Genomic DNA, 20,581 nt, shown 5'->3' with positions numbered 1-20,581 from the left:
GTGACAGACGGTGACTCTCAGGGGTTCTATCGTCTCGCCGTAGCAATGCGGCGTGCATCGGTCTACTGATCGGCGTTCGGGTGACCGCTCAACGATCCCCTACCGGACACCACATCCTCTCAGGCCGCTGTTCTGGGAGAGTGGACTGAATCGTGAGGGGCACCAATGATTGATGCGCGGCGGACCGTAGAGATGGATCGGCTGCCCGGAGGGTTCCGATGAACGGTCCGCGCGAAGTGCTCGGCCTTCCGCCCTTCGCGCTGTTCTGGAGCGCAACGACCATCCGCTCTTTCGGCAGTGCGATCGCGGGTGTCGCGTTCCAGGTGCTGATCGTCTCGGTACTGAACGCAACGCCTGCGGAGATCAGCATTCTCGCGGCGCTCGGCGTAGTGCCGTACCTGCTGTTCGGTCTGATCGTGGGCGCGCTCATGGATCGGTGGCGGCGCCAGCGGACGTTGGTCGTCACCAGCATCGGGCGTGCGCTGATTCTGGGAATGATCCCCGTCCTTCTCCTTCTCGATGCGCTCACCTTCTGGTCACTCGCCGCGGCAGTCCTGCTGCTCGGTGTCCTGACCTTGTTCGCGGACTCCGCCGCGCAGCCGTTCCTCCCGCAGATCGTTCCCCGGTCGTCCTTGGTGATGGCCAACGCGCGACTGGGCCAGAGCGAGACCCTGGCGGGAACGGCAGGACCCGCGCTCGGCGGAGCACTGCTCAACCTGATCGGCTCACCACTCCTGCTCGCCTTCGACGCTGCCATCAACGCGGTGTCGGCGGTGCTGCAATCACGCATCAAGGTGGAGGAGCGCCGGCCCGATCGCCGCGCACCAGGCCGTCACATCGGTCACGACATCCTCGAGGGAATGCGATTCACCTACCGGCACCGCACCCTCCGGCCGCTCGCGCTCTCCGTCCACGCCTGGTTCCTCGGCAACAGCATCGTGACGACGGTGTTCGCGGTGTTCGTTCTCCGAGAGCTGTCCCTGCCCGCTTGGGCGTTCGGCGTCTCGCTCGCGTTCGGCGGCGTCGGTGGCCTCCTCGGAGCTCTCGTCGCACCTGCTGTCGGGGCGCGGGTCGGAGCGGGTCGTGCGATCCTGCTGGGCCGTGCGCTCGTCATCCTGCCCTGGCTGGCACTCGCCGTTCTTCCCCTCGACGTCGACAGCGGCCTCGGTCTCCTGCTTCCCGTCGTCTGCGCCGTGCAGTTCGTCTACGGGCTGTCGATGGGTATTGAGGATGCCAACGACACGGGATACCGGCAAGCGATCGCGCCCGACGAGATCCAGGGCCGCATGAACTCCACCATCCGCACAGCGAATCGCGTCGTGTTTCTCTTCGGTGCGCTGTTGACCGGCGTCCTCGTAACGGCTTGGGGCTACAACCTGACGATCGGAGCGGCGGCGATCGCCTTCACCGCAGCCGCGCTCATCGTCGCACTCTCCCCCCTGCGCAATGCCCGCCACGAAGACGCAGAGATCTCTCCCGAGCAGGCTCCCGACTCGATGGACGAGACAACTCGCTAAGCGAGCCCGCCTGACGCCAAGTTGAGGTGTGCTCCAAACGAGCGCTCTCTGCCGCCATAATGCGATCGCAGAACACCGCCACAGAGCGATCATCTCTACATTTCGCGGCGGTCGGTGTCGCTCATGCGTGTACCGGTGAACGATCCCCATACGGACGTCTCGATCGGCGGGCGGACCTCTCGCGGTTACCTAGCAAGCAGACCGTCCTCACTGGCTAGTCTTCGCTCGTGACCTCTCCGGCCTTCGCAATAGACCTCGACCGCGCTCGCTTCCGAATCGGTGTCTTCGCGGTCGTTCACTTCGCACTCGCCGTCGCCCTGGTCCCGTTCACGCTGCTGCACTACGGCAACCTGATGCACCCGGCCTTCGATGAAGCACAGGACCTGCGCGATTTCGGACCAGCCGTGCAGTGGGCAACGCTTGGCGCATGGGTGCCGGCCCTCGTGACACCCGTCGTCGCCTTCATCACCGTCCGCCGACTCGCTCACCCTCGCCAGCGCTACTGGATCGTGCCGGTCATCGGCATCGCCGCCTCAGTGACACTCCACTTCCTGCCGTACCTCTTCTTCGAGACGCCGCAGCTACCCACCGGCGGCTGAGGGGGCGATAGCTGCGCCGACTAGTGACCGTGCAGGGATCCCCATACGGGACGACCGCCTTGGCCGCCCGCGGCGGACGCTGCGGACGACTCGACGCGTCCCGCACTTCTTTCTCGTGGAGGGTCTGAGCAGTGGTCTTTCAAGCAGGACCGGCGGACGTAGCCTTCTCAGCATGACGACGCCGGCTGAGTCCGTGCCCCTGACCAGCCGACGCCCGCCGCAGCGGCGGCGGCACGGGGCGCTGCTGTTCCTCCGAGACGTGGTGGTCATCGTCCTGGTAGCGGTTCTGGTTTCCAGCCTGGTCAAGACGTTCCTCGTGCGGTCGTTCTACATTCCGTCGTCTTCGATGAACAACACGCTGGTGCAGGACGACCGCATCATCGTCAACGAGCTCGTCCCCGATGTCGTGCCCCTCTCCCGCGGAGACGTCATCGTGTTCAAGGACCCGGGCGGATGGCTTCAGCCCGTCCCGCAGGCCGAGGACACGTCCATCGCCGGGCTGTTCGAGAACACGCTGCAGGCGGTGGGACTGGCGCCCGAGGAGACCAACGATCACCTCATCAAGCGGCTGATCGGGCTTCCTGGCGATCACGTCGTCTGCTGCACGCCGTTGGGGCAGATGACCGTGAACGGGCAGCCCCTCGACGAGGCCTCGTACATCAAGGACGGCGAGAACGCCCCGGCCGCGTCGAGTATCCCGTTCGATGTCACCGTGCCTGCCGATGGGCTCTGGGTGATGGGCGACAACCGGGAGAACTCCGCCGACTCCCGCCTCCAACAGGGCACGCCCTCCAAGGGCTTCGTGCCGATCGATAATGTGACCGGCCGAGCCGTCGCGATCACGTGGCCGATCGACCGATGGCGCTGGCTCGACAACTTCCCCGACACGTTCCATGGCCTCGATCCACGCTAGAACCGACCTCCTACAGAATCAGCCTGGGCGAGCCGACCGATCCCCTAGCCCCACCGGGCAAAGGACGCCATGCTCGCGTCGCTTGTGCAGACGACCTCGAGCATTCGAATGTTCACGGTCGTCTGCACGAGTGCCGCAACGGCACGAAGAGTCGTGCAGGCGACCGCGAGGAACGACAGCCGGTTCTGCTGCGTGCGCGTGTACCGGTGAACGATCCCCATACGGGACGCTCCATCGACTCTCCCGTGGGTGCGAGACTCGGAAGAAGACCCATCGTTACAGTGCCAGCGCTCCTCTCCTTCGCAGCGCGGTACGTTGTGCTGACGAGGCACAGGGGGATGCGGTGGAATCGACAACGCGCCTGAGGTGGGTGACCGGAGCCGCAGTGATGGCGCTCACGACGACGCTCATGGCCGGGTGTTCCGGCCCCGATACCGAGGCCTACTCCGATTTCAAGCGGGCACAAGACGAGCGAGACGCTCTTCCCGACGTCGGCACTGTAGGAGACGGCTACGACCCCGCCTCGATCCGTTACGTCGGCTCAGCCTACGGATTGGAAGTCTGGATCGGGTCGCAGATCACGACCGGAGGCCGGTGCGTGATCGTGGACGGAGAAGGCGACAACGAAGACGGAAGCGGCTGTGGGGATGAGTTGTCGCTGAACGGAGCATGGGTCGTTCAGATACACACCGATGGCGCCGGTCCGGACGACGCTGATGGCCTCGACTGGACGAGCCTCGGTGAGAACGTCTCTATCCGCCGGTACTAACCACCCCGTTCCTCACGTCGACCGCGCGGACGAGCATGTGAGAACGACCCCTACCGGCCGTCCGGTCGACCATCCCTTAACGGGACGCTGATCAGTCAACCTTTCAACGATCTGATGACGTTCGCGGTTGTCAGTTCTCGAGGTCCTCTGCACAGATCTTCAAGGTCGTCTGCACAACTACCGGAGCCGTCTTTCGGAGCGTACGCCGACGTCGGCCAGCTGCGTCTAGGTGGTCTTCCGCCCGAGGACGCGGAGGCCGTCTGGTCGCACCTCACCCGTGGGCGAGACGTGGCGGTAGAACGTCTGGCGGGAGATGCCGAGTTCTGTGCAGAGAGCGCCGATGTTCGTTTCCGGCTTGCCCATCGACGCCATTGCGAGTCGCACCTTGGCGGGCGTCATGGTGAACGGGCGCCCGCCGACCCGACCCCGTGCTCGAGCGGACGCGAGGCCCGCGATGGTTCGTTCGGAGATGAGCTCGCGCTCGAACTCGGCGAGGGCCGCGAAGATCCCGAAGACCAGCTTGCCGGCCGCGGTGGTCGTGTCGATCGCCGCCCCCTGACCCGTGAGCACTTTCAGCCCGATGCCGCGGGCGGTGAGGTCATGGACCGTGTTCACGAGGTGGTGCAGGTCGCGTCCGAGCCGGTCGAGCTTCCACACCACGAGCGTGTCGCCCTCGCGCAGTGCTTTCAGGCACGACAGCAGGCCCGGGCGATCATCCTTCCGGCCGGATGCGAGGTCGGAGTACAGCTGAGCATCCTCGACGCCGGCCGCGAGCAGCGCGTCGCGCTGCGGATCGGTGGTCTGCGTCCCGTCGGTCTTCGAGACGCGCATGTACCCGACGAGCACCGCTGGCTCCTGTCACTTATACGGCCGAATACGTGACAAGCCAGCGTCAACGCGGTGTGGAGTTGATCGCTTTGTGGCGGCAGTCTTTGATCGCTCCTTGACGTCGCGCTACGCGTGCGTCGGATCACCGAGGATTTCAGCGAGTCAGGAATTTCGCGAGAAACGTGCGGTAAATCACTGTGAGCTGGTGCAGATCGCTTACCACGACGTGTTCGTCGATCTGATGGATTGTGCTGCTGATGAGGCCGAATTCGGCGACCTCGCCATAGTGGGCGATGAATCGCGCATCGGAAGTTCCTCCGCCGGTATCCAACGAGGGAGTTCGCCCGGTCACGGATGTTACCGCCTCGGATAACAGCGCGACGTGGCTCGATCCAGCAGTGATGAAGGGGTCGCCACTTACCTCGACTAAGAGGGTGAAGTCGGTTGCGAACTCTTCTGCCGCCCGGCGGATCAAGCCCTCGAGGCTCTCGGCTGAATGAAGGTCGTTAAAGCGAATGTTCAGATGCGCGGTTGCTTCGGCGGGCACCATGTTGTTCGCCGCATTGCCGACGTCGATCGTGGTGATCTGGAGACTCGACGGCTCGAAGCACTCGGACCCCTCGTCGAGTGGTGTTGTGGCGAGTCGGTTGAGAACGCGGATGAGGCGGTGCACCGGGTTGTCGACGAGGTGGGGGTAGGCAACGTGCCCCTGGAACCCGCGCACCGTCAGGTTGGCGTTAAGGCTTCCGCGCCGTCCGATCTTGATCACGTCGCCGATACGCTCCGGGTTCGTCGCTTCGCCGACAAGGGTGAAGTCCGGCATGTCGCCGCGATCGGCGAGCCACTCGAGCACACGCACGGTGCCACCCGTGGCCGGCCCCTCTTCGTCTCCGGTGATCAGGAGGCTGACCGACCCAAGGTCGAGCACTTCGGGCTGCGTCTGCGAGACCGCTGCGAGGAAAGCGGCGATGGCGCCCTTCATATCGCTGGCACCTCGACCGATGATCGTCCCGTCGCGGAGTGTCGCATCGAAGGGGTCGGAGCTCCACTCGTTAGAGCCTGGGGGAACGACATCGGTGTGACCGGCGAAGCACAGGTGCGGTCCGTCGATTCCTCGGCGGGCGTAGAGATTCGGGGTGCCATCGAAGTCCAGCCGATGAACGATGAAGCCAAGGCTCTCAAGTACGCCTGCCACGACATCGAGGGCTCCGTCGTCGCTCGGGGTGACCGAAGCACATCGGATCAAAGACTGCATGAGCGCGACGGGGTCCACGGGAGCGAAACTATTCGGCACGGAGACACCGTACCTGCAACATCAACTGCATCTCGGAAAACAACAGCTTTCTGAGACGCCCGGTCGGCATCGCTGTCGCGGTGTCGGGTCCGCGCGATTCCGAGGTCGCAGATGTCTCGAAAATGCGTCTCAACAGAAACCGTCTCAGGGTCATGACTGCGAGGGGTTTTTGAGTCACACTGGTCGAGTGAGACTTCTTGGATACACCCGCGTGAGCACATCGAGTCAGGATGCGCAGTTGCAGCTCGACGCGCTGGTGGCTGTCGGCGTTCAAAAGCGCGACGTGTTCGCTGATGTCACCTCCGGGAGCAAGACCGCGATCGAGCGCCGAGGGATGAAGAAGCTCCTCGAGCATGCAGAGTCCGGTGACACCGTGGTCGTGTGGCGAGTTGATCGGCTTGGCCGCTCCTTGATGGACGTCCTGAACACGGTGAACCTGCTGCGTGACCGCGGCATCCACGTCCGGTCTATCTCTGATGGCATCGATCCGGCGACGTCGACGGGCCGGCTGATGCTCAACATGCTGGCCACCCTCGCCGAGTACGAGCGCGAACTGATCGTCGAGCGGGTGAATGCGGGGATCGCAGCGGCGCGGCAGAACGGCACACGCTTCGGCCGCCCACTGTCCGATCCTGCAGTAATCGCCGACAAGCTCGCCATCGCCTCCGATGCTCGAGCGAAGGGCCGCACCGCCGAAGACGCAGCACGACTCGTTGGCTGGAGTCGCGCCACCCTCTACCGTCACCAGCAAGCCCTCGCCGGCCGCGAGAGCACCGCCATGTAGCAAATGCCATGGACGGTGACGAGCGGTGGCGAATTCTCCGACTTCACGTCGAAGATCAGATACCCCTCGCCGCCCTCGCACGAGACATCGGCATCGGCCTCCGCACACTACAGCGCTGGCATCAGCTCTACCGAGAAAGCGGCGTCACTGCTCTCGATCCGCACCAGCGATCGGACGCTGGTGTACGTCGAACGCCGCCTGAGCTCTTGGCGTTCATCGAACGACTGGCTTTGAGCAGGCCGCGACCAGCGCTGACCACGCTGCACCGCCTAGCAAGCGCTGAAGCAGATCATCATGGCCTGTCGGCGCCGAGCTACGCCACCGTCAGGGAAATCGTGCAAGCTCTAGACCCGGCGCTCGTAACACTCGCGTTGGAAGGACCGGCCGCCTATCGAGACAAGCACGAGCTGGTGTTTCGCCGACGCGCCGAACGTCCCAACCACATGTGGCAGGCGGATCACACCGAACTCGACATCCTCATCATGGGCACCGGGGGCGCGCCCGATCGGCCGTGGCTGACGATCGTGATGGACGACTATTCGCGCGCGATCTGCGGCTACATCGTCTTCGCCGGGGCACCGTCCGCGATGAACACAGCACTTGCTCTCCGTCAGGCGATCTGGAGAAAGCCCGACCCGACGTGGGCTATGTGCGGGATACCTGACGTTCTCCACGTCGACCACGGCTCCGACTTCACCAGCCACCACCTCGAGCGCACCGCCATCGAGCTGCGCATCCGCATCATCCATTCCATCGTCGGCAGACCCCAGGGCTGCGGCAAGATCGAACGCTTCTTCCGCACCATCAACACCGAACTCCTCGCTACCCTCCCGGGGCACCTCGGGCCCGGCAGCAGAAGCCCCCACCCAGTACTTGATCTGGCGGCCCTCGACCAGGCGATCGGCGCCTTCGTCAGGACCTACAACGAGCGCCCGCATCGCGAGCTCGAAGCCTCTCCGCGAGACGCATGGGTTGCTGACGGCTGGCTCCCGCGTATGCCTGACGGCCTCGAACAGCTCGATGGGCTTCTTCTCACTGTTCCGAAGAATCGCGTCGTGCAGCGCGATGGCGTTCACTTCCAGGGCCAGCGCTACCTCGCCCCGACGCTCGCACCCTTCGTCGGGCACACCGTCACGATTCGATATGACCCACGTGACGTCTCAGAGATCCGGGTCTACGACCGCGACACCTTCGTCTGTGTTGCCGTCGACGAAGCTCACCCCAACCTCCGACTCAGCCTCCGCGACATCGAAGCCGCCCGCCGCGCCCGCCGACGACGACTCCGGCACGTCATCAACGACCGCATTCCCACCGCCACCGTCCGGGAGGAGCCGCACAGCGTCGCGCCCGTTCCCCATCGGCGCCGGCTACGCACCTATGAAGAGGACGAGTGATGAACCAGGCCTTCATCGTGACCAAAGAGCACCGACGCTTCACCGAGTTCGCCAACGCCGTCCGCGAGGAACGAACCATCGGCATCTGTCACGGTGATGCTGGTGTCGGCAAGACCAACTCCGCCCGCCGCTATGCGAACTGGGACGCTCTCGAGCCCTACATCAACGAATGGGGCCCGCGAGGAGATCACGACGCCAAGCACTACGCCCTCGCCAACCGATCCCGCACCGTGTTCTACACACCCGAAGTACTCTGCCGACCCAAAGACCTCATGCACGACATCGACCATTGGCAAATCAAAGTCGGCCTCTGCGCCGACGAACATCTGCGCTCCCTCGAACCTGACCCGCCTTTCAAAGCACGACCAGTGGCTCACCTCGTCGAGCTACTCATCATCGACGAAGCCGAACGACTCACACCCACCGCACTCGAGCTGCTCCGCGACCGACACGACCGCGAACACCTCTCCATAATTCTGATCGGCATGCCCGGCATCGACCAACGCTTCCGCCACTACCCGCAGCTCTACAGCCGCCTCGGCTTCTCCCACCATTACCGCGCCCTCGGTCTCGACGAACTCCTCTTCGTCCTCGACCGCCACTGGAAGCGCCTCGGCCGCACCCTCGACCCCGACGACTTCACCGACGCCCAAGCCATCGCCTCCATCGAACGCATCACCCGCGGCAACTTCCGCCTACTCGAACGACTCTTTCCGCAGATAGCCCGCGTGCTCAAGATCAACGACCTCGAAACCATCACCGACGACGTCATCGAAGCCGCTGCCAGCATCCTCGTCATCGGCAACTAGCGCCACGCAACGATCAAGAGACGCCGCCACTTAGCGATCAACTCCACAAACGCGGCGCGCCGAGCAGTGTTGTCCTATAACTTGTCACTCATTCTACGACTCGTGAAAGGGTCGGGTTCGGGGTTCTGTGACGACCGATGCTAGGCGAGGGACGATGATCTCCGTGACTTCGCTGGTGCCATTACCGGGTTTTGATTCCCAGGCCCACGTCTCCTTCATTCGAAGCAGCCCGGTTGGGTCGAGAACAATCTCGGAGACGCAGGATCCCGTCGAGGTCTCGCCGTCCTCGTTGAGCTGGCAGTAGCGGAACGCCACCGTGTCACCGGTTCGAGTGCCGACAAGGAATCCCCGCCGGACTGCGCCGCCGGCGTAGGTGGCCCACACCTCGCCGTCCGCTTCGTGGTAGTCGAAGACAGTCTCAGGTCCTACTTCGCCGCCGACTGTGTCGCGGACAGCCGCGAAGCGGTAACCGTCAAGAGAGGGCAATGAGCTCGATGCGTTCATAGGAAAAGACTAGGGACGAAGTGACGGCAACTCCGGGGCAGGGGATCTACCGCGTCCAGTGCAACATCTCCGGCGAGGAAGATCATGCGCGAGCCGGCGGGAACTGTCGCGGCGTACGCATACTGCGCTGCGCCGGAGAGGCTGTTGGAGCGGATGAGGCTCACTACTGAAGTCACTGGCGTCACGCTCCGCTGTCGTCGGCCCAACGAGTCTTCCACGGCCGGGCACCAGATCGGCCCGGTGAACCATCCCGATACGGGACGGTGCCGGCCCCGCCTGCCGGTTGCAAGTAGACAAAGGCGCGGTCTTGAGTACGGTGGCGCCGTGAAACGAACAGGCGAGGGAATGGCGGGACGGCATTGCGCCGCTACGGCGCTCATTGCTGCTGGCGCACTGATGCTCGCCGCGTGCTCAGGTTCACCAGCTCCGGAGGGTGATCCGATCCGGGCAGCTCGCGCGTTGCGCGACGCGCCGCTGATCGTGCAGGAAGGCAACGCTGCCGACACCTGCGGAGAGTTCGTGCTTGATCACACCGAGCTCGTGCCCATCAACGCGGTCGCATGCCTCGACACGGCAGCAGCAGCGGGCGAGGAGGCGGAGCTCGCCTGGAGTTCTCTCACGGATGAAGGGGATCCCGTCGTCTCTTTCGCCTACACGGCACCCTGGAACGCAGGGATCGTCTTCTCTCTGACAAACGAATACAACTCCTACGCGGATGATCACGGTTGGACCACCGGCCTCTGCCCGGACGCAACCACCGCAACCTCCGATTTCAGCCCCGAGACGTGCCCCGGTCCTGTGGAGGGATGAGTCCACGCGGACGACGAAGATGGCCCGCTCAACCATCCCCTTACGGAACACATGATCGTGGAGTGCTGAACGTTCTGATTCATGGCGTGTTCACCGACGTGCCGGACCATGATGCTCATGGAAACACGAGAACTGGCATGGGGCATTCTGGCGTGGCCTGCCGTTGCGGTCCTCGCGCTGGTGCGAACCGCGGGCAGCTGGGATGTATCGGGCGGGTCCGCAGCAGGGCTCATCGCGGGCACGGCAGCTGCGTTCACTGTCGCGGGCGCACTCCTGTGGCTTCCCTCGAGTCTCTGGCTCGACCGGCGGACACTCCGCTTCCCGCGCGTCGGGCAGGCGGCCGCGTTCCTGGGCCTGGGACTCGCGATCGGCGCCGCCGCCTCCACCGCGCTGGTACTCGCGTCGGGAAACGCGACCTGGCCCTCCTCCGCGGGCCTCATCACGGAATACGCAGTCACGGCAGGAATCGCTTCCCTCCTCGGCTGGCTCCTCGCCGCCACCCTTCGTGCGAAGAAGCTGCCGATCGTTCAGACGGCGGCGAATCGCGTGAACCGCTGAATGATCCGGGTCGTCGATCGATCAGCGTGCCAGCAGCAGTCCGGCCAAGCCGATGACGACCGGCACCACGGCAAAGGCCAGGAAGAGGTAGGAGAGCACGAGTCCCACCGTCGACTCCCAGCGAGGACCGACGTGTCGTCGCGCCTGATGACCGACGAGGACGCCGGCCAGCGGGAGAAGGTACTGCAGCGTGGTCGCGACTCCGATGACCAGGGGATCGCCCACCCACAGGTGGGCCACCGCCAGGTATCCGACGGCGTAGGACACGACGGCGAGAACGCCCAGCACGAACGCAGCCCGCGTCCACCCTCGTCCGCTCCGCCGCGCGGTATCCGTCTCCTTCATCACACTCATACCTCCACTGTACGAATCGCTCCTCGCGCACGCCCGCCCCTCGGAGCATGTGCCGGTCCTTCGCCCGACGTCTCGTTCGGTGACACGACCACGCCTCGGCGAGCTGCTGTCCAGCGTCAGCCGGCGAGCCGGCGTCCACAACGAGGACGCGACTCGGATTCGGAACATGTCCGATGGCCGCCTCGATAGCCTCAGCGCATGAAGATCCGAGCCGGTTCGCCTGACGATCGCGGGCCCTGCATCGACCTCTGGCTGGAGGCACTCAGAGCACGAGACGGATGCAGTCAGGACGACGCGGTCGCCGAGAGGGCTCGAACGAAGTTCCACCGGCCTCTCGTTCGGTTCGCCGTCATCGGCTCGGATCCCCTCGGGTTCGCTCTCACCGTCGACACGGGCGATGGTCCGGGCCGACACAGTGCGCTGCTCGAACTGCTCGCCGTCGCACCGAGCGAGACAGGGCGCGGGCTCGGCCGGACACTGCTCGACGACGCGGTCCAGTCCGCCTCTCAGCTCGGCTACCTCGTCCTGAAGCTGCACGTCCGCGCCGGAAACGATCGGGCGGAAGGGCTTTACAAGGCGTCCGGCTTCGAGCCTCACGGGGATCCCGCGCCGCATCCGCTCGGTGGTCATCCGATGATCGAGTACGCGCGGACTCTGACTCACGTCAGCAACTGAGGACCTCCGGCCACCGATCCCCGTGCGGGCCACCTCGCGCGACCGGATCACATGCGCACTCAACGCTGGTCGAGCGGTCGGGTCATGGCAACCTCATCCCATGAGCGTGAGCGACGGACAGGCCTGTGCCCCACGGGACCTCGACGTGTTCACCGACCGGCTCCGACTGTGCCGGCCCGCCGAGACCGACCTGGACGAGCTGTTCCGCCTCTACACCGATCCGCGGATCGCGGAAGAGGATCCGCTCCTCCTCCATCTCTCCGCCGATCAGACCCGGGCCGTGATCGCGTATCGAAGGACCCAGTGGACACGGGACGGACTCAGCAGCTGGGTGATCCGCCGGCGCGACTCCCCCATCGACAGCCGTGATCTGATCGGAATGGGTGGATGCACTCTGCTCTCCGACGCAGCCTGGAATGTGGCGTTCACCCTCCACCCCGACCACTGGAGCAAGGGCTACGCGCAGGAGGTCGCCCTCGCCGGCATCGAACTCGCCCACCGCCTCCGACCGGAGCTGCCCATCACCGCGGTCGTCGCAGAACGCAACGCACGCTCCCGCCGCACCATCGAACGACTCGGCCTCGCGCTCAGATGGGAGGGTCCGGACGCGCACAGCCCAGACCCGACCGCACGAGTCGTGCTCTTCGCCGACCGCCAGCTCTCCGCTGAACAGGTCCGCCGGCTCACCGGCTGAACCCGATCGCCGATCGGCTCATCCGCCAGCTCAGCGAGAGCTCCCCTCACGGGCAGCGAGTCGGCACCGCCGGTGAGCATGGCGATCCTCCGCTGCGGGAACTGCAAGCGAAGCCGACCTGTCGGTCCACCAGCCGGCGCCTCCCCCTCCCCGCTCCTCGATCCCCGACCGCAGGGCAACGAGACACGACGACGCTGCGCTCGGGAGTCCACCGGCAACTCCTTGAAGGGGCACGGCCGTCCGTCGCCGGACGGATTCACGTCCACCTCTTGTTCATTCCGGCTTCGTTGTCCAGCGCCGTCGGCTGCCCTAGCGTTCGGCAGGTGGACACCAGGAGATCGACCTCGACCGGCTCTAGCTCCGTTGTGTCCTGGGTCGCTCTCGCGTCAACCGGCGTCGCCGCCGCGACACTCTGGATCGCGGACGCCGTCTGGTACGGGATCCCCGAGTCGGGTGGACCGGGAGTCAGTCTGCTCTTCATCGGCGGATGGGGTCTTCTCACGTGCGCCGCCCTGCTCACGGTCGGCGTGCTCATCCATCTGGCGCCCTCCGCGCTGAGCCGCCACGGAAAACGCCCCGTCGAGTTCGTGCTGCCGAGCGCCGCACTCGTCCTCATCGCGGGGATCCTGCTCGCGCATCCGCTGGCGGGCAGCGCTTTCGCCTGACCCTCACCGGCATCGACCCTCGAAAATGTCTCGGCGCCTCCGGGCCCTCTCGTCAACGGGCTCTGGTGGCTTCACAATTAGAGCGAGGGGTACAACCGTTCGGGTCGGTGCACCCCTCGCTGCCGGTTGGCCGAACGCGCGCCAACCTCGAACGACCAGCAGCCAGGGATCGCCGATCGAGCGGTCACAGCCTAGATTTTCTAGACGGTCTAACTAAGTCCCCTTTCCGGGTGAGGTGGATCGTGCAGGCGATGCTGGTGCTTCGGCTGACCGCGGGCGCCGAGTTGGGAGCGGCCGGCGTGTTCGAAGTACTCGCCGGCGACCGCTACACCGCCACCACCGCCGGGCTGTCCCCCGCAGACACAGTGAACCCCGCGATTGCCGCGACCGTCGCGGAGCTCGGTCTCGACATCAGCGACCGCACCCCCCCGCCGTCACAGTGGAGGACCTCGAGAACGCGGACATCGTCGTCGCCATGAAGCCCGGCCTCGCGATCCCCGCGACGACCCGACCGACTGGAGCGCCGAGAACGTCCGCCCCGCCGCGAGGCCGTCGCCGCCCGGAGGCAGGTCGCTTCGGCCGGTACGGTGACCGCATGGACGACGACAGCGAACGTCAGAATCTGGTGATGAGTACCGAGATCATCAACGCCTGCATCAGAGCCATCGAGAACCCCGAGAAGCTGTTCCGGTTGTGCGCGAGCGTCTCGGGAGGTCGCGACGACGAGAGGGCGGCCGTTGCCGCAGCATTCGGGACCAGCGACGTCGTGGCCGATGCGATCCTCGACATGCAGGTGAGGCGTTTCACGCCGAGGTCGATCGAGCAGATGCGTGCCGAACTGGCCCGCTATGACCGTCGACTAGCTGAACTCGGCTGGCCGTAGGACGATTTCCGTACTGGACAGCAGAGCCGAGACGCGCTTGAGGACGACACCGGCCGAGCGCGTCGAGAAGTCCCGCCGATGTCAGGAGGGATCCCGGTCTCCGCGCACTGTGAGGACCCAGACGGTGTCGTTGTCCGCGTCCGATGGGGTGGCGTCGACACTCGAAATCGGCTTCTCACCGAGCGACGCGGGATCGATCTCGTGTGGGCCGTCGGCGCAGTCGATAGCGTCGAGGGTGGTCGTCGTTCTCGTCGTCGGTCCCCCAGCCCTGGAAAGCGATCCGATTTCGAGGTCGATCACTCCTGGTACGGGTCGAAGCGGTGGGCGGGGCGGGGCGGGGTGCGGTGGTCGTGGTGGTCATGGTCGGGCCTTCCTGTGCAGCAGTGGGAGAAGAGGAGGGGGCGGGGACCGGCTCGAGCCGGTCCCCGCCGGGTTGGGCTAGCTGAGCCCTGCGGCGTCGGCGGGGGTGCTGTCGCCGGTGACGACCTGCTCGACCGGGGAGAGCGCGTATCCCCAGGCCGCGAGCTGGCGGAAGTGCTCGGCCGTGCGCTCGTCGCCGCGGCGCCAGGACTCCTTGCTCGTGTGCGCCTCCTGACCTTCGAGCACGACGGCCAGCGCGACCAGGCGGGCCTTCGCGGGGTTCCCCTCGATCAGCGCCGCGAGAGCGTCGGCGCGGTAGCCGGAGGGGCGCTCGATGCGCAGCAGCGCGTGCGCGAGGTCGCTGCCGCCCGTCATCCCGGAGGACACCGCGAACCGGTGAGCGGTGAGACCGAGGGCGATGACGCGATCCGCGTCCTTGGGGAGGGTCTTGCGGGCGAGGAAGGTCGCGATCCACTCGCGGCGCACCTTCTCGGCCGCGTTCCACGCCTTGTTGTTGGCGATGAGCACTTTGCGCTCCGCGGACTTCTCGGCCCGCTCCTCCTCGGCCTCCTCCTCGGTCTGCGGCTGCTCGGGGGCTCCGTAGGCGTAGGTGAATCCGGCGGCGGTCGGGGCCTGAACCAGGAGCGTGACCTCGACCTCGCCGCGCCAGCTGGTGCCGATGAGCACTCCGCGTCCGGGAACGGCCGCGACCTGCTCCGGGGTGACGCTCTTCCCGTCCTCGCCGCGCAGCTGCCGCACCGGCGTCCACGTCGCCTGGTCGCCGTAGGCGTCGGAGCGGGTGAGGATCTGGAAGCCGTTGCTGGTGTACTCGGCGGCGGTCGCCGCGAGGAGCGCCTGGTGCGCGGCCTCGTCGCGGAGGGTCTGCGCGGTGTGCTCGAACTGGGCCGGGTCGTGGGTGGCGACCTCGATCAGGTTCGCGCGGGCGTCGGCGTCGTCCTCGAACTCCAACAGCACCGCCGCCTGGTCCAGGGTCAGCTCGTGCTCGCGGAGCGCGGATGTGACGGTCGCGGACTCCGCGACCGCGAGACCCTTCTTCACGGCGTCGGTCTTGGTGCCGGTGCGCTTGGCGATCGCTGCGGCGGACACGCCCTCGAACGCGAGCTGCGCCCACGCGGCGGTGCGGTCCGCGACGCTCAGCTCGGCGCGCTGGTCGTTCTCGATGATCTGCTGAACGATCCGGTACTTCCGGGCCGCCAGCAATCAGTCAGGTGGACGAGCCGGTCGTCGGCCCGGCCCCTATGCGCACCAGTCGCGCGAGCGCCCGTTGACGCTGCGCGCGGTGTCGCCGGTGCCGAGGTCGACGAGCACGGTCGAGGTCGCGCTGAAGCCCGGCTCGCCCGGGTAGTCGTCCGGCCGACCCTCGACCGAGACGGTCTCGACGGCGAGGTGCTGCCCGTTCGGCGAGAGGCAGACGCCGCGGATGCGCCCCGTCGGCGAGGTGCGGAACACCTCCGAGGTGCCGGACGCGTCGACGCGGACGACGGAGTACTGGGTCGCCCCCGTCTCCGGCGCGTACTCGGCCTCGAGCTCGACGTAGCTCCCGGAGTCGAGGAGCAGGATCTGCACGGGCGACGCGGTCGCGCTCACGTCCGCCGGCGGGAGGGCGAGCGTCTCGACCGAGCCGTCGGCCAGGTCGATCAGCGAGCCCGACTCCGGATCGGCGACCACGAGCCGGTTCGCGCCGGGCACGAATCCGCGCAGCTCCGCGTGCTGCCCGAGCGGGCTGATCGAGCCGGGCGTCAGCAGGTCGAGCAGGAGCACCGTGTCGTCGAGCGAGTGGGTGACGACGGAGGTGGTGCCGGGCACGAACATCCAGTCGCGCGCCCGCAGCGGCCCGCCGTCGATCCCGAGCACGGGGACCGCCTCGGCCTTCTGGTCGGTGAGGTCGTAGGAGTAGAGGGCGCGGTCGAGCGGGCCCGACGGCGCCTGCCCGGTGAAGGTCCAGCCGAGCACGCCCTTCTCGGGCGAGGAGTGCAGCTCGCGCACGGTCCCGGGGCCGGGGAGCGGGATCACGCCCTCGGAGCCGGTGTCGAGCGTGACCGTGCGGAGGAGGTTCGTGTCGTCCGGCTCGATGGTCACGACGACCAGCACCGGGCCGACGACGGCGTAGTCCTGGATCCGGTCGGCCGTGACGAGGACCCGGGCGTCGCCTCCGGAGAGCGGGCGGACGCGGACGGCGTCGGGCTGCGAGGGGTCGTCGGCGGTGCGGTCGAGGGTGAACAGGTCGGGGTCCTTCGTGGTGAAGGAGGCGGAGACGTCGGCGGCCGAGCCGGTCGCGGCGCTGCGGGCGTCGTCGATCCCGATCTCGTAGCGGGTGGCGTAGCGGAGGGTGTCGGTGAAGGTGACGGTGAGCACGCCGCCGTCGAGCTCGGCGATGTGCGGGGCGTCCGGAGCGACGCGGACACGGTCGAGCGCGTCGGGCTCGAGCGCCTGGTCGAGGTGCAGGCGGGCGCGGGAGCCGTCGCGCTCGACCACGCCGTCGGTGCTGACCTCGAGGGAGGCGACCCGGGGCCCCTTCGCGACAGTGGCGGCGGTCAGGCCTCCGACCGCGAGGACGAGCACCGCGACGACCGCCCAGAACAGGCGGGGGAAGCGGGAGGCGCCTGCAGGGAGGAGGCCGGGAGCGGGCCGCGCGCCGCCACCGAGTCGTCGCCCGCTCTGCGCCGACGTGCCGCCGCCGGGAGACGCGCCGGGCTCGGGAGACGCGCCGGGCTCAAGCGACGCGCCGCGCTCAGGAGACGCGCCGCGCTCAGGATTCGCGCCGCGCTCAGTAGACATACGGCATCGCAGGCTCGTCGATCGGAGTGAGCGCCTCCGGCTCCAGCACGACCGCCTCGGCGCTGGTGACGCTCGGGTTCGCGCCGAAGCCGCCGCTCGCCTCCAGCCACTGCCCCTCCGACCAGGTGTCGGCCCAGCCGGCCTGGTACACCGGCACGCCCACCGGCTGGGCGTCCACCGCGCAGCAGGTGACGACGAAGCGGGCGATGTAGAAGACGTTCTCGGGGTCGGAGGCGTCGGGGGTCACGAATCCGCTCACCGTGGCCGTGCGGCCGGCGAGGAACTGCTCGCTCGCGCCCTGGCGCAGCAGGGTCGCCCAGTCGCGCACGCTGAACGAGGCGGTGTCGCCGGTGGGCGCAGCGGCGGTCACGGAGGCGTCGACGGCGCTGGTGTTGACCTCGCGCTGCGTCGCGGTCGAGGCGGTGAGGGCGGCCGGCGGGAGCACGAGCAGGGCGACGGCGGCGGAGGCGATCACCGCGACTCCGGCCGCGACCGCGACCACCCGGCGCCAGGGGCGGGCGGGCGCGGGGAAGTGGAGGTGCTCGACGTCGTCCTCGTGCTCGTGGGCGTCCTCCTCGGCGCCCGGCACGACCGCGAACGCCGCGATCAGCAGCACTCCGGCGATCACCGCGAGCACCACCGAGAACTCGAAGTAGCGGGGGTGGATGTAGAGGCCGAGCCGGCCGGTCGCCGCGAGCCACAGGGTCGAGACGACGCCGATCAGGCTGAGGACGACGCCCTTCCAGCGGGCGAGGAGGCGCTCAGAGCGCATAGTTCACCGCCAGTCCCAGCACGGCGGCGGCGAGGGCGACCAGCACGGTGACGCGCACCAGCGTCGCGGCCGAGAACGTGGTGCGCAGCAGCGCGAGCATCTTGACGTCGATCATCGGGCCGAAGACGAGGAACGCGATGATGCCTCCCGGCAGGAACGTGGAGCCGAACGAGAGCACGAAGAACGCGTCGACGTTCGAGCAGATCGAGATGACGAAGGCGAGCACCATCAGCGCCAGCACCGACCAGAGCGGGTCGCCGCCGAGCGTGGTCAGCACGTCGCGCGAGACGCCGACCTGGATCAGCCCCGCGATGGCGGCGCCGACGAACAGCGCCGGCATCATCGCCCCGGTCTCCTCGGCGAACAGCAGCACGCTGCGCCGGGAGCGGTCGCGGAGGGAGCGGGAGGGCCGCTCGCCCGCCTCGCAGGCAGCGCGGAAGCGGTCGGTGAGCAGGCTCATCGGCTCGGAGTGGCGGCTGAAGATCCAGCCGACGAGGTTCGCGATCGCGAAGCCGCCGACGATGCGCCAGACGAGGATCCCGTCGGCCCAGCCGAAGGCCTGGTAGGTCGTGACGATGGTGATCGGATTCACGATCGGCGCGGCGAGCAGGAACGTCATCGACTCCGACACCGAGAGGCCCTTGACGATCAGCCCGCGCGCGAGCGGCACGTTGCCGCACTCGCAGACCGGGAGGAGCACGCCGAGCAGCGAGATCACGAGCCGCCGCGGGAGCGACCGCTTGGGCAGGATCCTCAGCAGCACGGCCTCGGGCACCCACAGCTGCACCGCGATCGAGAGGACGATGCCGAGGAACACGAACGGCAGCGACTCGATGACGACGCTGATCGAGAGGGTGAGGAAGTCGCGCATCGCGTCCGAGAGGGCGTCGCCCGCCGCGTCCGGGGCGAGCAGGCGCGTCGCCACGAGGACGGCGACCAGGGCGAGCCCGAGGAGCGGCCCGCGCCGCGACCGCCGGGCGCCCGGGGACGCGCGGGTCGGGGCGGCGAGCGCGGATTCGGGGGACATCCCGACCCATCGTAGGCGGGGGCCCTGCGCGGGCCGGCGCGGGGCGCGGCTGCGACGTACCCGGCGAGTGTGAGCCCGGCCGCGCGAGGTCCGGCCGCCCGCGCGTGTCCGATGGTCGTCGCACTCGCGCTCGAGTGCGACGACTTCTGGACACTCGGTGCGAGGGCGGGCGCCGAGGGTCGCGGGAGGCAGTCGCGGCACTCGCGCAGCGGCCCTCCGGGTGCAGGATGAGCGCATGCCCGCCTCCCCCGCGCACCCCCTCCGCGTGCGGATGCAGCCGCGCGCGATCGACGAGGCGCACCGCGTCTCGAGTCCGCTCGAGCTGCTCGTCGACCTGACCTTCGTCGTCGCGATCGCGCAGATCGCCCAGCAGCTCGCCCACGCCACCGAGGAGGGGCACCTCGCCGAGGGGCTCCTCCCCTTCGGCATGGTGTTCTTCGCGATCTGGTGGGCGTGGATGAACTTCACCTGGTTCGCCTCCGGGTACGACACCGACGACGTGCCCTACCGGCTGCTGACCCTCGCCCAGATGGGCGGCGTCCTGGTGCTCGCGGCGGGAGTGCCGGCCGGCTTCGAGGAGGGCGACTACCGGGCGATCACCATCGGCTACGCGATCATGCGGTTCGCGCTGGTGAGCCAGTGGATCCGCGTCGCCGTGTCCACTCCGGAGCACCGCACCGCCGCCGTGCGCAACGCCGTCGGCTTCTCGATCGTGCAGGTCGGCTGGCTGCTGCGGCTGCTCCTGCCCGAGGAGGTCGGGGTGGTGAGCTTCCTGCTCCTGGTCGCCTGCGAGCTGGCGGTGCCCCTCTGGGCGCAGCGGGCGGGGGACGCGAACTGGCATCCGCACCACGTCGCCGAGCGGTACGGGCTGTTCACGATCATCCTGCTCGGCGAGGGCGTCCTCGCGGCGGTGATGGGCGTGCAGCGGGCGGTGACGGAGGCGGGCGTCAGCGCCTCGCTCGTGCTGGTCGCGGCCTGCGGGCTGGTGATCGTCTTCGCGCTGTGGTGGCTGTCGTTCTCGCATCCCTCCGGCGAGCTGCTGGAGCGGCGGCGCGGCCTCTCCTACCGCTGGGGCTACGCGCACTTCGCGGCGTTCGCGGCCCTCGCGGCGCTGGGATCCGGGCTGGAGGCGGCCGTCGCCGCGACCGCGGGCCACCTCGAGGCGTCCGACACGGTGATCGGCGCGGCCGTCGCGGTCCCGGTCGCGGTCTTCGTCCTGACCCTGTGGGCGGTGCACGCGCCGCTCGGCGAGCACCAGCCGATGCCCGCGCGCCTGGCTCTCCCCGGTGTCGCGCTGGCGCTCGCGACTCCGCTCGTGGCGGGGGCAGTCGGCGTGGGCGGGGTGCTGGTCGCGCTGGCCGCGGTCTCGGCGGGGCTGGTCGCCGCGGTGGTGGGGCGCGGGCGCACCGCGGAGTGACGGGGTCGGCGGGCGAGGCGCGGAGCCGTCGCGAGAGGCGCGTTGTCGGGGCGGAGGAGCGGACCGCGCCTCGAGACACAGCCCTCGTCGACGAGACGCCGTCCTGGCGGCGGTGTCCCGGCGGGGGCGGAACGCCTCGGCGAGCGCACCGCGGCA

The 20,581-nt window shown here is 67.8% G+C and carries 25 protein-coding genes; 15 read left to right on the top strand and 10 right to left on the bottom strand.

The window, feature by feature from the left end:
* Positions 1-218 precede the first annotated feature (218 nt).
* From C5B93_RS09920 to lepB, 3 genes are all read left to right on the top strand, one after another.
* Positions 219-1,517, top strand: coding sequence for an MFS transporter (locus tag C5B93_RS09920; RefSeq protein WP_104263149.1), 1,299 nt, complete (start codon positions 219-221; stop codon positions 1,515-1,517).
* A 227-nt stretch (positions 1,518-1,744) separates the two neighbouring features.
* Entirely contained in the window at positions 1,745-2,116 is a 372-nt protein-coding gene (locus C5B93_RS09915; protein WP_104292385.1) for a hypothetical protein, read from the top strand.
* Positions 2,117-2,288: 172 nt separating this feature from the next.
* On the top strand, positions 2,289-3,029 hold the full coding sequence (gene lepB / locus C5B93_RS09910; RefSeq protein ID WP_104292384.1) for a signal peptidase I: 741 nt from the start codon (positions 2,289-2,291) through the stop codon (positions 3,027-3,029).
* 44 nt (positions 3,030-3,073) lie between these two features.
* Here lepB and C5B93_RS17265 read toward each other — a convergent pair whose 3' ends face one another.
* The gene (locus C5B93_RS17265; RefSeq protein WP_181068376.1) at positions 3,074-3,250 is read right to left on the bottom strand and encodes a hypothetical protein; all 177 of its coding nucleotides are present in this window, start codon (positions 3,248-3,250) and stop codon (positions 3,074-3,076) included.
* Positions 3,251-3,372: 122 nt separating this feature from the next.
* On the opposite strand from C5B93_RS17265, the gene C5B93_RS09905 reads away from it, so the two are divergent.
* The gene (locus C5B93_RS09905) at positions 3,373-3,798 is read left to right on the top strand and encodes a hypothetical protein (RefSeq protein ID WP_146078481.1); all 426 of its coding nucleotides are present in this window, start codon (positions 3,373-3,375) and stop codon (positions 3,796-3,798) included.
* A gap of 225 nt (positions 3,799-4,023) precedes the next feature.
* On the opposite strand, the gene C5B93_RS09900 is transcribed toward C5B93_RS09905, so the two are convergent.
* Both C5B93_RS09900 and dapE read right to left on the bottom strand, forming a co-directional pair.
* On the bottom strand, positions 4,024-4,644 hold the full coding sequence (locus C5B93_RS09900) for a recombinase family protein (protein WP_104292382.1): 621 nt from the start codon (positions 4,642-4,644) through the stop codon (positions 4,024-4,026).
* A 136-nt stretch (positions 4,645-4,780) separates the two neighbouring features.
* Positions 4,781-5,899 (bottom strand): succinyl-diaminopimelate desuccinylase, encoded by a 1,119-nt coding sequence (dapE, locus tag C5B93_RS09895; protein ID WP_219814036.1) that lies wholly within the window; start codon positions 5,897-5,899, stop codon positions 4,781-4,783.
* A 208-nt stretch (positions 5,900-6,107) separates the two neighbouring features.
* On the opposite strand from dapE, the gene C5B93_RS09890 reads away from it, so the two are divergent.
* Genes C5B93_RS09890 through C5B93_RS09880 form a run of 3 tightly spaced genes read left to right on the top strand, consistent with a single transcriptional unit; the run spans position 6,108 to position 8,907 of the window.
* On the top strand, positions 6,108-6,704 hold the full coding sequence (locus tag C5B93_RS09890) for a recombinase family protein (RefSeq protein WP_104223370.1): 597 nt from the start codon (positions 6,108-6,110) through the stop codon (positions 6,702-6,704).
* Between the two features lie 8 nt (positions 6,705-6,712).
* Entirely contained in the window at positions 6,713-8,098 is a 1,386-nt protein-coding gene (locus tag C5B93_RS09885; protein WP_104292381.1) for a Mu transposase C-terminal domain-containing protein, read from the top strand.
* Positions 8,098-8,907, top strand: a complete 810-nt coding sequence (locus C5B93_RS09880) for an AAA family ATPase (protein WP_104292380.1) — start codon at positions 8,098-8,100, stop codon at positions 8,905-8,907. Before C5B93_RS09885 ends, C5B93_RS09880 begins: the two co-directional genes overlap by 1 nt.
* Positions 8,908-9,000: 93 nt before the next feature.
* On the opposite strand, the gene C5B93_RS09875 is transcribed toward C5B93_RS09880, so the two are convergent.
* Complete coding sequence (locus C5B93_RS09875; protein WP_104223373.1) at positions 9,001-9,411, bottom strand: hypothetical protein; 411 nt, start codon at positions 9,409-9,411, stop codon at positions 9,001-9,003.
* Positions 9,412-9,735: 324 nt separating this feature from the next.
* Between C5B93_RS09875 and C5B93_RS09865 the strand changes: the two genes are divergently transcribed.
* Together C5B93_RS09865 and C5B93_RS09860 are read left to right on the top strand one after the other, a co-directional pair.
* Positions 9,736-10,221 carry a hypothetical protein gene (locus tag C5B93_RS09865; RefSeq protein ID WP_146078480.1) on the top strand — a complete coding sequence of 162 codons (486 nt, stop codon included), beginning with the start codon at positions 9,736-9,738 and terminating at the stop codon, positions 10,219-10,221.
* 117 nt (positions 10,222-10,338) lie between these two features.
* Positions 10,339-10,779 carry a hypothetical protein gene (locus C5B93_RS09860; protein ID WP_146078479.1) on the top strand — a complete coding sequence of 147 codons (441 nt, stop codon included), beginning with the start codon at positions 10,339-10,341 and terminating at the stop codon, positions 10,777-10,779.
* Positions 10,780-10,800: 21 nt separating this feature from the next.
* Here the strand turns inward: C5B93_RS09860 and C5B93_RS09855 are convergent, their stop codons facing one another.
* On the bottom strand, positions 10,801-11,133 hold the full coding sequence (locus tag C5B93_RS09855) for a hypothetical protein (RefSeq protein ID WP_104292378.1): 333 nt from the start codon (positions 11,131-11,133) through the stop codon (positions 10,801-10,803).
* A 198-nt stretch (positions 11,134-11,331) separates the two neighbouring features.
* Here C5B93_RS09855 and C5B93_RS09850 point away from each other — a divergent pair, with 198 nt between their 5' ends.
* The 5 genes from C5B93_RS09850 (at position 11,332) to C5B93_RS09830 (ending at position 14,050) form a co-directional block, all read left to right on the top strand.
* Entirely contained in the window at positions 11,332-11,808 is a 477-nt protein-coding gene (locus C5B93_RS09850; RefSeq protein WP_104292377.1) for a GNAT family N-acetyltransferase, read from the top strand.
* 100 nt (positions 11,809-11,908) lie between these two features.
* On the top strand, positions 11,909-12,502 hold the full coding sequence (locus C5B93_RS09845; RefSeq protein WP_104269213.1) for a GNAT family N-acetyltransferase: 594 nt from the start codon (positions 11,909-11,911) through the stop codon (positions 12,500-12,502).
* Positions 12,503-12,825: 323 nt separating this feature from the next.
* Positions 12,826-13,167, top strand: coding sequence for a hypothetical protein (locus tag C5B93_RS09840; protein WP_146081495.1), 342 nt, complete (start codon positions 12,826-12,828; stop codon positions 13,165-13,167).
* 230 nt (positions 13,168-13,397) lie between these two features.
* Positions 13,398-13,646: a hypothetical protein gene (locus tag C5B93_RS09835; RefSeq protein WP_146078478.1), complete on the top strand. Its 249-nt coding sequence runs from the start codon at positions 13,398-13,400 to the stop codon at positions 13,644-13,646.
* A 116-nt stretch (positions 13,647-13,762) separates the two neighbouring features.
* A complete protein-coding gene (locus C5B93_RS09830) occupies positions 13,763-14,050 on the top strand; it encodes a hypothetical protein (RefSeq protein ID WP_104292375.1) in 288 nt (95 codons plus the stop codon).
* 81 nt (positions 14,051-14,131) lie between these two features.
* On the opposite strand, the gene C5B93_RS16970 is transcribed toward C5B93_RS09830, so the two are convergent.
* From C5B93_RS16970 to C5B93_RS09810, 5 genes are all read right to left on the bottom strand, one after another.
* Positions 14,132-14,350, bottom strand: a complete 219-nt coding sequence (locus C5B93_RS16970; protein ID WP_146078477.1) for a hypothetical protein — start codon at positions 14,348-14,350, stop codon at positions 14,132-14,134.
* Between the two features lie 138 nt (positions 14,351-14,488).
* Positions 14,489-15,631, bottom strand: a complete 1,143-nt coding sequence (locus C5B93_RS09825; protein ID WP_104292374.1) for a hypothetical protein — start codon at positions 15,629-15,631, stop codon at positions 14,489-14,491.
* 36 nt (positions 15,632-15,667) lie between these two features.
* Positions 15,668-17,209, bottom strand: a complete 1,542-nt coding sequence (locus C5B93_RS09820; RefSeq protein ID WP_146078476.1) for a hypothetical protein — start codon at positions 17,207-17,209, stop codon at positions 15,668-15,670.
* Positions 17,199-17,981, bottom strand: a complete 783-nt coding sequence (locus tag C5B93_RS09815) for a TIGR03943 family putative permease subunit (RefSeq protein WP_104292372.1) — start codon at positions 17,979-17,981, stop codon at positions 17,199-17,201. Before C5B93_RS09815 ends, C5B93_RS09820 begins: the two co-directional genes overlap by 11 nt.
* Positions 17,971-19,008, bottom strand: a complete 1,038-nt coding sequence (locus C5B93_RS09810; protein ID WP_104292371.1) for a permease — start codon at positions 19,006-19,008, stop codon at positions 17,971-17,973. The genes C5B93_RS09815 and C5B93_RS09810 overlap by 11 nt, the downstream gene beginning before the upstream one ends.
* 235 nt (positions 19,009-19,243) lie before the next feature.
* Between C5B93_RS09810 and C5B93_RS09805 the strand changes: the two genes are divergently transcribed.
* Positions 19,244-20,425, top strand: coding sequence for a low temperature requirement protein A (locus C5B93_RS09805; RefSeq protein WP_219814035.1), 1,182 nt, complete (start codon positions 19,244-19,246; stop codon positions 20,423-20,425).
* Positions 20,426-20,581 lie beyond the last annotated feature (156 nt).

It is taken from the genome of Rathayibacter sp. AY1A2 (genome assembly GCF_002930935.1).
GTDB lineage: Bacteria > Actinomycetota > Actinomycetes > Actinomycetales > Microbacteriaceae > Rathayibacter.
Note: the sequence above shows the minus strand (reverse complement) of the source record. Positions and strands in the feature narration are given on the sequence as shown.

Bases quoted from the DNA above. Each gene is read 5' to 3' on its own strand.
- C5B93_RS09920 (WP_104263149.1), top strand. From the start codon at position 219: ATGAACGGTCCGCGCGAAGTGCTCGGCCTTCCGCCCTTCGCGCTGTTC.
- lepB (WP_104292384.1), top strand. From the start codon at position 2,289: ATGACGACGCCGGCTGAGTCCGTGCCCCTGACCAGCCGACGCCCGCCG.
- C5B93_RS17265 (WP_181068376.1), bottom strand. From the start codon at position 3,250: ATGGGGATCGTTCACCGGTACACGCGCACGCAGCAGAACCGGCTGTCG.
- C5B93_RS09885 (WP_104292381.1), top strand. From the start codon at position 6,713: ATGGACGGTGACGAGCGGTGGCGAATTCTCCGACTTCACGTCGAAGAT.
- C5B93_RS09880 (WP_104292380.1), top strand. From the start codon at position 8,098: ATGAACCAGGCCTTCATCGTGACCAAAGAGCACCGACGCTTCACCGAG.
- C5B93_RS09875 (WP_104223373.1), bottom strand. From the start codon at position 9,411: ATGAACGCATCGAGCTCATTGCCCTCTCTTGACGGTTACCGCTTCGCG.
- C5B93_RS09860 (WP_146078479.1), top strand. From the start codon at position 10,339: ATGGAAACACGAGAACTGGCATGGGGCATTCTGGCGTGGCCTGCCGTT.
- C5B93_RS09855 (WP_104292378.1), bottom strand. From the start codon at position 11,133: ATGAGTGTGATGAAGGAGACGGATACCGCGCGGCGGAGCGGACGAGGG.
- C5B93_RS09850 (WP_104292377.1), top strand. From the start codon at position 11,332: ATGAAGATCCGAGCCGGTTCGCCTGACGATCGCGGGCCCTGCATCGAC.
- C5B93_RS09845 (WP_104269213.1), top strand. From the start codon at position 11,909: ATGAGCGTGAGCGACGGACAGGCCTGTGCCCCACGGGACCTCGACGTG.
- C5B93_RS09830 (WP_104292375.1), top strand. From the start codon at position 13,763: ATGGACGACGACAGCGAACGTCAGAATCTGGTGATGAGTACCGAGATC.
- C5B93_RS09820 (WP_146078476.1), bottom strand. From the start codon at position 17,209: ATGTCTACTGAGCGCGGCGCGAATCCTGAGCGCGGCGCGTCTCCTGAG.
- C5B93_RS09815 (WP_104292372.1), bottom strand. From the start codon at position 17,981: ATGCGCTCTGAGCGCCTCCTCGCCCGCTGGAAGGGCGTCGTCCTCAGC.
- C5B93_RS09810 (WP_104292371.1), bottom strand. From the start codon at position 19,008: ATGTCCCCCGAATCCGCGCTCGCCGCCCCGACCCGCGCGTCCCCGGGC.
- C5B93_RS09805 (WP_219814035.1), top strand. From the start codon at position 19,244: ATGCCCGCCTCCCCCGCGCACCCCCTCCGCGTGCGGATGCAGCCGCGC.